This is a genomic window from Colwellia echini (genome assembly GCF_002843355.2).
GTDB classification, from domain to species: domain Bacteria; phylum Pseudomonadota; class Gammaproteobacteria; order Enterobacterales; family Alteromonadaceae; genus Colwellia; species Colwellia echini.
Map to the genome: position 1 here is coordinate 45,728 of NZ_PJAI02000003.1, position 14,375 is coordinate 60,102.

The window sequence follows — 14,375 nt, forward strand, 5'->3', positions numbered from 1 at the left end:
ATCATGCAAGAAAATAAATCATCGATAATGGACATTTTTGTTAAACGCCCTGTAGTTGCGATTGTCTTATCTGTCATCATTTGTATTGCAGGCATTTGGTCGGCAACTAAAATTCCCGTACTACAGTTTCCTAAAATTGATAGTGCTTCACTGGTTATTGAAACCTATTACATTGGCGCTTCAGCAGATGTAGTGCAAGGCTTTATCACCGAGCCTATTGAGCGTGTTGCTGCAACCGTGCCTGGTGTTGAATACGTTGATTCAACTAGTACTTCGGGCAGCTCTAAAGTTACCGCTTGGCTGCAATTAAATCAAAATCCAACGCTAGCGCTTGCTGAACTAACAGCTAGACTAAGCCAAATACGATTTGAATTACCACAAGGGGCGCAAGATCCTATGGTATCGGTTAGCCGTGCCGATAGACCATTCGCGGTATTTTATTTAAATGTTCAAGCTAACGGTAATGATTTATCACTCATTACCGATTACTTAACACGCCAAGTTAATCCAGTATTAAATGCAATTGAAGGTGTACAGCGTGTTGGTATTGAAGGCGCAAGAACGCCAGCTATGCGTATTTGGTTAAATGCACAAGCACTACAAGTATTTAATCTAGGTGCTAACGATGTTTATCAAGCGCTTGCCGCAAACAATACTATTGCCACCATGGGTTATGTCGAAAATAATCGCCAAAAAATAGATATTGTTGCCAATACCCAGCTAAGTAGTGTTAAAGAATTTGAACAATTGGTTATCACTGAAATAGACGGTGCAAGCATATATTTAAAGGATATTGCTGAAATAGAACTCGCCGCCGAAGACACTAACGTAACCGCAAGATTAAATGATGAAGATGCAGTATATATCTCAATTTGGCCCTTACCTGGCGCGAATGAAATAGCCATTGGCGATCGATTGTATGAAACGGTTGACGAGCTAAATAAAACCTTACCACATGGGCTTTCTATTAATTACGCCTACGATGGCACGCTTTATATGCGTGATGCTTTAAGTGAAATTTTCACCACCCTCATCGAAACTGTTATTTTAGTGGGCTTAGTAGTACTACTATTAATGGGGTCATTTAGAACAGCTATTGTACCATTAATTACTATTCCTATTTCTATACTCGGCGCTATTGCCGCTATGTCGATGATGGGTTTTTCATTAAATCTATTAACCGTGTTAGCTATTGTATTATCGGTCGGTTTAGTCGTTGATGATGCCATTGTTGTGGTAGAGAATGTGGCCCGCTTAATGCGCCAAGGTATGTCAAAATTTGATGCTGCGTTACTTAGCTCTCGACAATTGTTAGTACCTATTATTTCAATGACCTTAACTCTCGCCGCTGTGTATGCCCCTATTGGTTTCTTATCCGGATTAACAGGAGTATTATTTAAAGAGTTTGCTTTTACTCTTGCTATTGCTGTGATCATTTCAGGTATTGTCGCAGTAACGTTATCACCAATAATGAGCGCTTATGCCTCACCTAAAGGCGGCGAAGAAGGTTGGTTAACACGTAAAGTAAATCACCTTTTTGAAAAGGTACAACGTCGTTACACCAAACTCTTACAACAAACATTTAAGTGGCAAGGCCAGGTGTTTTTAATCGCCATTGTCGTCTCACTACTTACCCTACCATTTTATATGTATTCGAAAAAAGAGCTCGCCCCGATAGAAGACCAAGCAGCGGTAATGTTTGTTATTCAATCACCGCCTGACGCGTCATTAATCTATAGCGTTGAACAAATGAATCCTGTGGTTGAAAGCCTACAAGAAATTGAAGGTGGTAAAAAAATCTGGCAAATAATATTTGGTGGCGGCGGTTTTGGTGGTTTAGAGTTAGTCACTGCCGATCAACGTGATTACAGTGCACAATCATTAGTACCGCAAATTTATGGTAAATTGGCACAAATACCGGGGCTAAATATGTTCCCTATTTTGCCATCATCTTTACCGAGCTCAGGGCAATTTGAAATAGAAATGATTGTTAAATCTTCTGCGCCGTATAGCGAGATGAAACAATACGCTGATCAACTTGTTGGTGCAGCTTTTGGTAGCGGACAATTTCTGTACGCCGATACCGACCTAAAAATTGATTTACCTCAGGTAGAATTACAATTAAATCGCGATAACATTGCCGATTTAGGCATGAATGTAGGCCAAGTAAGTGAGCAATTAGGCATTTTATTATCAAGTAACTTTGTTAATCGTTTTGATGCTCACGGTAAAGCTTATCGTGTTATTCCTATTGTTAATGATGATGTACGCAGTAAAACTGAAGCTTTGCTTTCATTAAACATTAAATTACCAAACGGTGAACTTGTTCCTGTTTCAGCGGTTGCTGATTTACATTGGAAAACAGTACCAAGAGAATTAGGCACTTTTGCCCAACAAGCCTCGTTTAGAATTTATGGTGCTGTTGCCCCAGGTTCAAGTAAAGAGCAAGCATTATCAGCTATTGAGAATGTTGCCAAAGAAATACTACCTCCTGGTTACTCTATTGATTATGCCGGTGAATCAAGACAATTACGTAAGGAAGGTAATACACTTATAATGGTCTTAGCGGTATCACTAGTTATTGTATTTTTAGTACTAGCGATACAATTTAATAGCTTTAGAGATCCATTAGTAGTGTTACTTGGCTGTGTGCCATTGGCCTTATCAGGCGCGTTACTTATCCCTTACATTGAATTAACTACTATTAATATTTATTCGCAAATTGGTTTAATTACCTTAATTGGCTTAATTGCAAAAAATGGTATTTTAATTGTCGAATTTGCTAACCATGCGCAAGAGCTGGGTATGAATAAGCTGCAAGCTGTTACCGAAGCTGCAACAACCCGCTTACGCCCTATTTTAATGACAACTGCTGCCACTATTTTAGGGCACTTTCCGTTGGTATTAGTTACAGGCGCAGGCGCAGAGGCACGTAATAGTATAGGTATTATATTAGTGGCGGGTATGTTTATTGGTACAGTTTTTACTTTACTAATTTTACCGAGTTTTTATTTATTGTTAGCTGAAAAAAGACAAAAAATTACTAACGAGCCGGAAGTTGAGTTCGATGAGGAAATCATTGAAAAGTCACTTCACGTTTAAGAACTAAATTTACAAGACAATTTAGCAACTAAATAAGCCACCTACATCATTTATCTAGGTGGCTTTTTTGTTCTACAATTTAAGCTCAGATCACGATAGGCGATATAATTTATGCTTACCCTTTTTATCATTATCTTAGCCGTTGCTTTAAGCTACGTAACTTATCAACAGAGTAGCAAAAAAAAGAATACGAATATTCACCAAACGATTAGCCGCGGTGTAAAAAAGCAAAATCAAAATAAACAACAAATTCAGTACGAAAACATAAAAGCGCTCGATCATAACTTTGATGAACACAAAATGGTTCTTCGCGTTGAAAATGCTTTTTATCTAATAAAAAAAGCCTGGTCTGAGCATGATATGTCTTCGGTTAGAGGCTTTATTACTGATGGTATTTTTCAACGTTACAGCATTCAATTTGAAATTCAGAAAAACCATCAACGCCACCGTAAGCTAGTTGATGTCGCAATTCATCATTGTGAACTTGTTGGTATTGAAGCTGATAAATTTTTTGAAACCTTACACTTTAAAATATCTAGTCAAGCTCGCCATATTACACTTAACACCAACAAAACCAATTCAGACAAACAACCACATAAACTTCCCGCTTTTACTTATTCGGTCGAATATTGGACCTACATTCGCTTGCCCGGCGTAAAAACGCGATCTCAACCAGGTTTATTAGAAGGAGTCTGCCCTAATTGCGGATCTACTTTATTGTTAAATAAGTTTGAGCAATGCCAAGCATGTGACTCATTAGTTACCTCAGGTGAGTACGATTGGATTTTAGCTAAAATAACAAAAGAGGAAGAATGGCGCTTTCAAAATGCCAAAAGACAGGTTAAAGGTGTTGCCGCTTTTCAAGTAGTAGATCCTTCTTTTAATTTACCCTTAATTGAAGATAGAGTTAGCGTTATATTTTGGCGTTTACAAAAAGCATGGTTAACCCAAAGCTCTGCACCATTACGTTCAGTTTCTGCAACAAATTACATTAATCATTTTGAACACAACGAACTACATGGTTTTTACTTTGACAATATCGAACTAGGGCTTTGTGAAGTCAGCAGTGTTGAGTTTGGCGATATCCCACAAGTTAGCTCGTTAAGTAACACATTAGAATGCTCTAAAGAACATTTTGATAAGGTATTTATACTGGTCAAATGGAAAGCCTCTAAAGTTACAATTGATACAGGACAAACTAAGCCAACAGGCTATTATGCCCATCATTTAACCTTAAGTAGAAAGCCTGGTGCGCTCAGTAACACTAAAAAAGGATTACATTCTCTGCACTGTTATTGCTGTGGTGCGCCGCAGTCTGAAAAAACAATAGATTACTGTCAATACTGTCAAACTCCTTTTAATCAGGGTGAGCTTGATTGGGTGTTAACCGATTTTTCACCGCATATAAATCGTGTGTTAGATTTAAAAGGTAAATATTTTTCTGTTGAAATAGGACAAAATAAAATAACTGACAAAATATTTGATCCTATATCACTGTTATCTGGTTTAGTGTTGGTTTTACTTGCTGATGGACAAAAGCATCCGAAAGAGCAAGCCTTATTAAATGAGTTTGTTAAAAACCGTAGAATTCCGCAACAGGTGTTGGATGAGATAATAATTGCGGCTGAAAATGGTGAATTAAAAATGTTAACACCTGATGAATCGTTAGACGCTGCCGCTTGGCTAATAAAAATGATTGAAATGTGCTTGATAGATGGCGAAATATCAGCAAAAGAACATGAGTTATTAGTGCTATTTGGTAAAAAATTTAATATTTTAGCAATAGAAATTGATATACGCATTAAAGAAACACGTTCAAAATTATACCTTGATGCTAAGCTAGCTTTAGCCCAAGATAAAAACATTAATACCAATTTATAATAATGCAGATAACTAATTTTAATAGTTAACCTGAGTTCGGGATAATGAAATTGTAAAGTATAAAAATATCAACTACTTGTATTCACGTATCTACAATAGTTTTAATTATTCGTAGTACAAGGCGGGAAAGCGAAGCCAATAACGGGTTATTGGGAGCTATCAAAACGCAGTAATACGGATAATTAAGGCTGTTGTAGCATTTTGCTTATCCCGAATTCAGGTTAGTTACTTGAGTTCAAGTATTAACTGCAACGTGCCGATACCCTTTCTGATAAGTACTAGGAATAACAATGGATATAATTGATCGAGTCAAATACCAAGGCCCCAATGATGTATTTGCCTGGCGTTGGCCTCATGACGGTTTAGTATGGGGCACACAAGTTATTGTTAATCAGGCGCAACAGGCGGTATTTTACAAAAACGGTAAAGCGCTTGACGTATTAGAGCCAGGTCGTCACACCTTAAAAACGGCAAACATTCCGCTACTTGAACATATTGTTAATATTCCATTTGGAAATGAAACTCCGTTCGCTGCCGAAATTTACTTTGTTAATAAAGCAGTAAACTTAGCCATGAAATGGGGCACACAAGAACCTATCCCTATTTTAGATCCTGTCTATAAAGTATTTGTGCCTGTTAGAGCGTTTGGTCAGTTCGGTATGCAAATTAATGACGCTAAAAAGTTCGTTGCTGAGCTAGTTGGCACAGTTGACGAGTTTGATGCAGAGCAAGTATGTGATTATTTTCGTGGACACTTAATGAGTCGCATCAAAGATTTTATTGCCGCTAAGATTGTTAACGATGGTATATCGGTTTTAACCATTAGCACACAATTAAATGAAATGTCGGCTGCTCTAAAACAAGATATTAGTGCTGAATTTAATCGGTTTGGCATAGAAATAGTTAATTTTTACCTAAGTTCAATTAATGTCCCGCAAGACGATGACAGTGTTGTTAGTTTAAAAGGGATGCTTGCTAAAAAAGCAGAATTTGAACTTTACGGTGAACATTACAATACGGTAAAGACATTTGATGTGGCCGAGCAAGCAGCGTCCAATGAATCAGAAGGTAACGTTGCAGGTGCAGGTGTTGGCATGGGTGTTGGCATGGGCATAGGTAATCAAATGATGAACATGAGTGCCGATATGATGAACACAGGCGTAACAAATACTGATGCGCGACACAAACCAGAATTTAATCAATCGAGCCAAGGTAATAAAATAGATCAAGCAAGCACGAATACTTGTAGTAACTGTCAAAAGTCATTATCTGAAAATGCTAAGTTTTGCCCTGATTGCGGCGGAACAGCGACGCTAGAACAACACAATAAGTTTTGTATTGGTTGTGGCTGCGAAATATCGACTTCGGCAAATTTTTGCTCAAGTTGTGGCACAAAACAAAGATAATAAAAAGTATATATTAGTCAATTAAGTAGTTGGGTATTTTAACAAGTATAAATGTTCACTTATTTATTAATGTTGGTATTGCACCATTGATTTTATAGGTAAATATAGTTAGCGTTAGGTTAACTTTGCTATCAAAACATTAAGTATTTAACAAGTGTTAACAAGGAGTCAGCAATTGGAAATTTTTTATACTGCAGCGATGACGTTAAATCTACTTTGTGCATTAGTGATTATGGTCTCCGGAATTCAAAAACAAGAAAGTCATTTTCTCTCTTTAGCTTTACTTAACGTGCTTGTATTTCTTTTTAACCTATTTTCTTGGCAATTACACGCCTCCACCACGTTAGAAAGCATTATTCAAATAAGCCGGTACCAAACAATGGTTACGATTATCGGCTTACCTTTAATGACATTCACTTTTGGTAGCTGGAGTAAATATAAATATACCAAACAACTTACAATGGCATTAAGCATTGCAGTTATCCCTTTCTTAATTCTTAATTTTCTAGGTGACTCATCATTACGCTACAGTGGTGAAACTCAGCTGGTACAGTTTACCAGTGTTTTTGGTAATACCATTTCGTTATTAAGCGGAGAAACAAATCCTATTTTTGTCGGTATTCATATAATTTTTGTTATTAATAGCCTTATGCTTGCGTTTTTCTCTTACCGACTTTTCCGCCAAGAAAAAAATACGGTGGCAATAATATTAGCTTTTCTTTTATTAGCTCAAGTTTTCGCCAATTACATAGGTTATAAAATAGATAGCTTAGAGCTGCCATTTTTTTATGTGGGTGGACTCCCTTTAACCTTAATCTCAGTGGTCTGCTTAGTATTAATAAGCTCTCGTTATAAGACTAACATTGAAAAATTAAAAAAAGGCGAGCAACAAAAAGCAGATATAGATAAGGCAATCAGTGCATTGGCGATAGAAGTATCTAACACTGACGATTTTCAATTCTACAATAAAACTGCACTTAACATTCAACAATTATTTAAAACTAAATTTGTCAACATCGGGATTTATTGTGAAGGTGAAATTGAACGAAGAATAGAAACCTTATCAGTAATAAATAATGGTAAATTAATGGAAAACTTTAGTTATCCACTAAAGAATACCCCCTGCGATGAGGTGGTTGGCAAAGATATATGTATATATGAAAATAACGTCGATAAACAGTTCTCAGAAGATGAATGGTTAACAAATCAAGAAATTAAGGCTTATATAGGTATACCACTCTTTAATAAGCAAAAAGAACCCTTAGGTATTGTCACGTTAATGCACGATACAAAATATCAGTTAGATCTTAACTTACGGTCTTTACTCGATGTTTTTGCTAACAGAATTAGCGCCGAATTGGCCAGAGACAATTTAGCCAAAAAATTAAAAATGCTCGCTTATTATGACTATATAACTAAGTTACCTAATCGCGCCCATTTATTGGAGCAAATTAATTTAAGCTTTAAACGTAATGCTTACAATCAAACCAATGCATTATTGATACTCGTTGATTTAGATAACTTTAAAGAAATAAATAAGGTTTATGGGTATGACTTTGCAGACGATATTTTAAAAGAAATAGGTCATCGTCTTAAAATATACGCAGGTGAAAATATTTTTGTGGCGAGAAATGGTGGTGATGAATTTGCCATTATAATTGATCAACTTAGTGGCGATAAAACATCGCTCATTGAAGTGAATTGGCAAGCAATTTCTGCGGTTATTAAAGCGCCAATTCGCATTAATGATCAAGAAGTTATTGTTGAATGTAGTGCTGGTAATGTAATTTATCCACTACAAACTGATGACATGCACAGTGTTATTCGCTATGCAGAAAGTGCCCTTCAGCAAGCTAAATATAACGGCAGAAATCAATACGCGGTATTTGATAAAAATATACAAGCAGTGTTTGAACGCCAGCAAATAATTTTAACAGAAGTGCAAGCGGCTATGACCGACAACAACCAACTCCATATGGTTTACCAACCACAAACCGATGGCGATGGTAATTTAATGGGTGCAGAATCCCTAATTCGTTGGATAAGCCCTGAATACGGTTTTATTTCACCTGCTGAATTTATTCCAATAGTAGAGAAAACTGAACTAATACATCAACTTGGTTATTGGATCATTGAAAATGTATTCAAACAATTACAAAGTTGGAAGACTGCAGAATTAAAAACTCCTGCGCATATTTCAATTAATATTGCGGCAAAACAATTAATTCATACTGATTTTGTTCCTAAACTCGTATCACTGTGTAATGAATATCAAATAATACCGAGTGAAATAGTGTTAGAGTTAACAGAGTCTGGCATATTAGAAGATAAATCAATTGCTATAGCGAGTTTACTGTCATTAAAAGGTCATGGCTTTATGATTGCACTAGATGATTTTGGTACTGGCTATTCTTCATTGTCCCACTTAAAAGATTTACCAATTGATATTTTAAAAATAGATAAGTCTTTTATTGATGATGTATTCTCACCAGGTACCAAGCAAATTATTCAATCTATGTTCTCAACCAGTAAACATTTGGACTTAGATACTATTGCTGAAGGTATGGAAACAAAAGAACAAGTTGATGAATTACTACATTTAGGTTGTACTTGTTTTCAAGGTTATTATTTTAGTAAACCTTTGCCGGCAGAAGATTTCATTCAATGGCGTCATCTAAAATAATCTTGAGTTAACCTGAACTCAGGTTAACAACTCTGTCAAAATTCATAAAGGAAGCTTATGTCTGACCAACCAATCCCCCCTACCCCTCAAAGCGCCTCAGACAATAATTCTAAAACTATTTCTAAAATGATGAATGAAAAGAAAAATGTTTCAATCTTACTTGAACTTATTCAATTTATTGCCCCCTATAAAGGCCAAGTGATCGCCGCTTTTATTGCACTAATTTTTACTGCTGCGGTTATGCTATCTGTTGGCCAAGGGGTAAGAATGTTGATTGATGAAGGCTTCGCTCAACAATCTATGCAGCAATTGCAACAAGCAGTTCTATTTATTTTAGTGATTACTTTTTTAATTGCAGGCGGCACTTTTACACGGTTTTACTTAGTATCATGGCTAGGAGAGCGGGTTAGTGCCGACATTCGTTTAGCCGTGTTTAATCATGTAATTACCCTGCACCCGAGTTATTTTGAAACCAACGGTAGTGGCGATATTATGTCGCGCATCACCACTGACACGACCTTATTACAAAGTATTATTGGTTCGTCATTTTCTATGGCTATTCGTAGTGTATTAATGATGCTCGGCGGCCTTGTTATGTTATTCGCTACTAACATCAAATTAACCTTAATTGTATTAATTGCCGTGCCGTTTATTTTAGTGCCTATTCTATTTTATGGCCGCAAAGTTAGAAAGCTATCTCGTAAAAGCCAAGATTCAATGTCCGATGTTGGTAGTTACGCTGGCGAAGCCATTGAGCATATCAAAACCGTACAAAGTTACACTCATGAACAACAAGAAAGGCGTTCATTTTCACATGAAGTGGAGAAATCATTTGCTATTGGTCGCAGTAGAATAAAACAACGTGCCACTTTAATAGCCGGCGTTATTGTTATCGTATTTGGTGCGATTACCGGCATGTTATGGGTTGGCGGCAGTGATGTTATTCAAGGCAGAATGAGTGGTGGTGATTTAGCGGCTTTTGTTTTTTATGCCATTTTAGTTGCCTCTTCGTTAGCGACAATTTCAGAGGTGTTGGGCGAATTACAACGTGCTGCAGGCGCAACAGAAAGACTAATTGAAATTTTACAGGTAGAGAGTCATATCCTTCCACCAATAGAAAACACCATTCCCGCAAAACAACTTAGCGCCCAAATAGCGTTTAAAAATGTTAGTTTTAATTATCCATCACGCCCCGATCAAGCGGCAACAAAATCACTTAGTTTAGTTGCCGAAAAAGGAAAGGTACTCGCTTTAGTTGGTCCTTCTGGCGCAGGTAAGTCTACATTGTTTGAATTACTACAACGCTTTTACGATCCGCAATCTGGCTGTATTACTTTTGGCGATACCGATATTCGTCAATTAGATCCTAAAGATCTTCGTCAACAAATGGCTTTAGTGCCACAACAACCGGCACTGTTTAGCAGTGATGTATTTCATAATATTCGTTACGGTAAACCTGAGGCAACCGATGAAGAAGTGATCTCCGCCGCTAAAAAAGCCCATGCTCATGAGTTTATTGTTAATTTACCTGACGGATACAATAGCTTTCTCGGTGAACGCGGAGTAAGACTTTCTGGCGGACAAAGACAGCGTATTGCTATTGCTCGCGCCATATTAAAAGATCCGCAAATATTATTACTAGATGAAGCAACTAGTGCCCTAGACAGTGAAAGTGAACATCACGTACAACAAGCTTTAGAAGAATTAATGCGAGATAGAACCACTCTGATAATTGCTCATCGATTATCCACTATTCAACATGCCGATAAAATAGCGGTATTAGACAAAGGTGCCTTGGTTGAAATAGGTGATCATCAAGCTTTATTAAAGAATTGTTCGTTGTATCAAAGGCTGGTTGAATTACAGTTTAAAAAATTATAACTTTGCGAGAACCTAGTACCTAGGTTTTAGGTTCTAGGTTCTAGGTTCTAGGTTCTAGGTTTAAAAATTGTCACAAAAAAAGGGAAAACTATTTAAAGTTTCTCCCTTTTCTCGATCAATAACCTAAAAACAGGATAAATTGATGAAGTGCTTAATCAATAAATTCATCTGATTCGTCAACGTTTTCAAACTCATCTTCTTCTGGTAATTCATAATCTTGTGCTTCTTGCTCTAACCATTCACAAATAATAGCATCAGCTTGTTCTGACCCCGTATATTTAAGTGAAGAGAAAGCTTGAACTCGAATATCAGCATTTAATGAAGACAACTTCTTTTTCACTGCCAATACTTCAGCACTACGTTTACCTTGTGAAAGCTTGTCACACTTAGTCAATAACGCTAATACGGGTAACTCACTGTCGGCAGCCCACTGAATTAAATCCATGTCTAAATCTTTTAACGGATGACGTATATCCATCAATACCACTAAGCCTTTTAAACTTTTACGTTTTTCTAAATATTCACCAAGCGCTTTTTGCCACTTTTTCTTCATTTCAAGTGGTACTTTAGCAAAGCCATAACCTGGTAAATCGATAAGACGTCTGTTTTGGGCAACTTCAAATACGTTAATTAATTGAGTACGGCCAGGCGTTTTACTGATGCGAGCTAAGCCGCGTTGGTTAGTAAGGGTATTTAAAGCACTTGATTTACCCGCATTAGAGCGACCAGCAAACGCCACTTCAATACCAGAATCTTCTGGTAAACGGCGAATATCAGGCGCACTAATGGTAAATGCGGCTTTATTTAAATGTATCTTTGTAGAAGACAAGGGCTTCTCTCATGAAAAAATTTTCGCCATTATAGCGTTTTTTTAATTCATTTATTATCAAAAAAATGCATAAAACGTTAAATCACCTGTTTTTTTGATCTATTTTTTCTCCTCAACTCTTACAAGGTGCTAATATTCGTGTAAAATGCCGACATATCAATCGTACTTTTTATCATTTTTAATTAGATAGCGACTATAATATCAAACAAGCTAGCCAATTAATGACAAGCAGAGAGCAACTCAATGAAAAAAATTATCTTTTCGCTATTTGTAGCTTTAAGTTCAGTAACTACTGTACAAGCCGCGGATGCTAATGCAGGTAAAGAAAAAGCAGCCGTATGTAGTGCCTGTCACGGCCCTACGGGTGTTAGTGCAAGCGGAATGTTCCCTAACCTGGCGGGACAAAATGATGCTTATATTATTAAACAATTAACCGACTTTAAATCTGGTGCTCGTAACGATGCTATGATGGCACCTATGGCAGCTAACTTATCTGATGAAGATATGGCTGATTTGGCGGCTCACTTCTCAAGCTTACCTAATGTGAATGAGCAAGCAGCAGCGTCTTCAGGTCCAGCTGAAAGTACAGGTTCAACAGTAGCAGCTAGTCCTGCTGGAAATGTTGAAATTGTTTCTTCAACGCCAGCTGCTGCCATTTACCAAGGCGATGTAGCAGCAGGTAAAAGCAAGTCAGCGGCATGTGCAGCTTGTCATGGTGCAGACGGTAACAGCCTAGCGCCTATCTACCCAGTTTTAGCGGGACAAAGTGCTAACTACTTAGCCAAACAATTAGAAGATTTCAAATCAGGCGATCGTAAAGATCCTGTAATGGCTGGTATGGTTGCAGGTTTAAGTCCTGAAGATATGCATGACTTAGCTGCTTATTTTGCTGTACAAACCACTAAAGCGGGTACTGGCGAAACAAATGAAGCAGGCCATAAATTATATATTGGCGGTGACTCAACGCGTGAAATTGCAGCTTGTATCGCTTGTCATGGCGTTACCGGTAAAGGTGTTAAACAAGCTGGTTTTCCTGGTCTTACCGGACAAAGTCAAGAATACTTAACAAAACAATTAGTAAGTTTCCGCGATGGAACTCGTAATAATGACAATAACGGTATTATGCGTAATATCGCGATTAAATTATCTGACGCTAATATCGAAGCTGTAACACAATATATTACGTCATTAAAATAAAAATGGCGTTGTTGCTTTAATTAATAGTTAATAGCTAATAAGTTTTAAAAAAGCAGCGTTTATCGCTGCTTTTTTTTGCATGATTTAAAATTTAATAGGTAAACAACGCCCAATCAATGAACACACCTATCGATACTGAATTACTTGTCGCTTGTCAACAATGTGATGCGCTGTATGACAAACCACAATTAAAACAAGGACAAATAGCCAAATGTACCCGTTGTGGAAGCACCTTAATTGAACGTAAAGTTGATTCAATTAATCGTAGCTTTTATTGGTCTCTTGCTGGTTTGATCTTTATGCTGCCCGCCATATTGTTACCCATTATGGGTGTGACCTTAGCAGGACAATTTCATCAAGCGTCTTTATTAGATTGTATTATTGTATTGATCGAACGCGACTTCTTCATGATTGCCTGTTTAATGTTTCTTTTTGCTATTGCAGTGCCGATAGTCAGACTTTCTGGTGCACTGTATATTGCTTATTCTTTTAAATTTAACCGCTTAAAGCCCTCACTCCTAAACTTTTTCCGTGCGTATCACCATCTTGACCACTGGGCTATGCTCAACGTATTTATGCTGGGTATAGTTGTATCCATGTATAAATTAACTGATGACACAGAGCTATCGGTTAATCTTGGTTTATTAGCATTTATTTTTTGGTTAATTTGCTCCACTATGTCTGCAGTGGCGCTTGATCAAGATTATATTTGGGACAAGCTAGAAAAAGCATTTACTAATAAGGAGGTTAACCATGAAAACAGCTAAAGATACTAATCTCACCTTATGCCCTAAATGTCATAAACTTAATAATTTTATTGCTGAGCCACAACAATGTACTCGCTGTCACGGTCATTTTTACCAGCGCCAACATAACAGTTTACAATATACGCTCGCTTGGAACTTAGCAGCACTAATAGCCTTTATTCCTGCAAACCTTTACCCCATAATGATTGTTTATCGACTGGGTATACCGACTGACGCAACAATTTTATCGGGTATTGGAGAGTTTGTTGACCATGGTTTATACCCAATAGCCGTTATTATTTTTACCGCTAGTATCATAGTGCCTTTGTTTAAAATTGTAGGCTTATTTGTACTCGTATATAAAGCGTATACGGGCATTCGTTTGAAGCCCGGTAAAAATAGTAATTTTTATCGGGCTCTTGAACTACTAGGACCATGGTCAATGCTTGATGTATTCGTAGTTGCTTTAATGGTTACCGTAGTGGAACTTGGCTTTATTACATCGGTAGGGGCTGGTCCTGCCATAAACTACTTTACCATGACGGTTATTTTTACCATGTTGGCAGCCAACAACTTTGATCCTCGATTACTTTGGGACAAGCACATAGAAGATAAAAATTTACGTGCTACAAAATTAAGTGAATAATAAT

At 37.1% G+C, this 14,375-nt stretch carries 9 protein-coding genes; 8 read left to right on the top strand and 1 reads right to left on the bottom strand.

The window, feature by feature from the left end; genetic code table 11:
* The first annotated feature begins 3 nt into the window (after positions 1–3).
* The 5 genes from CWS31_RS04150 to CWS31_RS04170 all read left to right on the top strand — a co-directional run bounded on the left by CWS31_RS04150 (position 4) and on the right by CWS31_RS04170 (position 10,953).
* Positions 4–3,102: an efflux RND transporter permease subunit gene (locus tag CWS31_RS04150; RefSeq protein ID WP_101344620.1), complete on the top strand. Its 3,099-nt coding sequence runs from the start codon at positions 4–6 to the stop codon at positions 3,100–3,102.
* A 111-nt stretch (positions 3,103–3,213) separates the two neighbouring features.
* On the top strand, positions 3,214–4,983 hold the full coding sequence (locus tag CWS31_RS04155) for a TIM44-like domain-containing protein (RefSeq protein ID WP_101344621.1): 1,770 nt from the start codon (positions 3,214–3,216) through the stop codon (positions 4,981–4,983).
* A gap of 290 nt (positions 4,984–5,273) precedes the next feature.
* Entirely contained in the window at positions 5,274–6,389 is a 1,116-nt protein-coding gene (locus tag CWS31_RS04160; RefSeq protein ID WP_101344622.1) for an SPFH domain-containing protein, read from the top strand.
* Between the two features lie 175 nt (positions 6,390–6,564).
* Complete coding sequence (locus CWS31_RS04165; protein ID WP_101344623.1) at positions 6,565–9,072, top strand: bifunctional diguanylate cyclase/phosphodiesterase; 2,508 nt, start codon at positions 6,565–6,567, stop codon at positions 9,070–9,072.
* 126 nt (positions 9,073–9,198) lie between these two features.
* On the top strand, positions 9,199–10,953 hold the full coding sequence (locus CWS31_RS04170) for an ABC transporter ATP-binding protein/permease (protein WP_211355797.1): 1,755 nt from the start codon (positions 9,199–9,201) through the stop codon (positions 10,951–10,953).
* A 151-nt stretch (positions 10,954–11,104) separates the two neighbouring features.
* Here the strand turns inward: CWS31_RS04170 and yihA are convergent, their stop codons facing one another.
* On the bottom strand, positions 11,105–11,782 hold the full coding sequence (yihA, locus tag CWS31_RS04175; protein WP_101344625.1) for a ribosome biogenesis GTP-binding protein YihA/YsxC: 678 nt from the start codon (positions 11,780–11,782) through the stop codon (positions 11,105–11,107).
* Positions 11,783–12,025: 243 nt separating this feature from the next.
* On the opposite strand from yihA, the gene CWS31_RS04180 reads away from it, so the two are divergent.
* The 3 genes from CWS31_RS04180 to CWS31_RS04190 all read left to right on the top strand — a co-directional run bounded on the left by CWS31_RS04180 (position 12,026) and on the right by CWS31_RS04190 (position 14,371).
* Complete coding sequence (locus tag CWS31_RS04180) at positions 12,026–12,979, top strand: c-type cytochrome (protein ID WP_101344626.1); 954 nt, start codon at positions 12,026–12,028, stop codon at positions 12,977–12,979.
* Between the two features lie 116 nt (positions 12,980–13,095).
* Positions 13,096–13,746, top strand: coding sequence for a paraquat-inducible protein A (locus CWS31_RS04185; RefSeq protein WP_101344627.1), 651 nt, complete (start codon positions 13,096–13,098; stop codon positions 13,744–13,746).
* Positions 13,733–14,371: a paraquat-inducible protein A gene (locus tag CWS31_RS04190; RefSeq protein WP_101344628.1), complete on the top strand. Its 639-nt coding sequence runs from the start codon at positions 13,733–13,735 to the stop codon at positions 14,369–14,371. Before CWS31_RS04185 ends, CWS31_RS04190 begins: the two co-directional genes overlap by 14 nt.
* Positions 14,372–14,375: the final 4 nt, after the last annotated feature.

Bases quoted from the DNA above. Each gene is read 5' to 3' on its own strand.
- CWS31_RS04150 (WP_101344620.1), top strand. From the start codon at position 4: ATGCAAGAAAATAAATCATCGATAATGGACATTTTTGTTAAACGCCCT.
- CWS31_RS04155 (WP_101344621.1), top strand. From the start codon at position 3,214: ATGCTTACCCTTTTTATCATTATCTTAGCCGTTGCTTTAAGCTACGTA.
- CWS31_RS04160 (WP_101344622.1), top strand. From the start codon at position 5,274: ATGGATATAATTGATCGAGTCAAATACCAAGGCCCCAATGATGTATTT.
- CWS31_RS04170 (WP_211355797.1), top strand. From the start codon at position 9,199: ATGATGAATGAAAAGAAAAATGTTTCAATCTTACTTGAACTTATTCAA.
- CWS31_RS04180 (WP_101344626.1), top strand. From the start codon at position 12,026: ATGAAAAAAATTATCTTTTCGCTATTTGTAGCTTTAAGTTCAGTAACT.
- CWS31_RS04185 (WP_101344627.1), top strand. From the start codon at position 13,096: ATGAACACACCTATCGATACTGAATTACTTGTCGCTTGTCAACAATGT.
- CWS31_RS04190 (WP_101344628.1), top strand. From the start codon at position 13,733: ATGAAAACAGCTAAAGATACTAATCTCACCTTATGCCCTAAATGTCAT.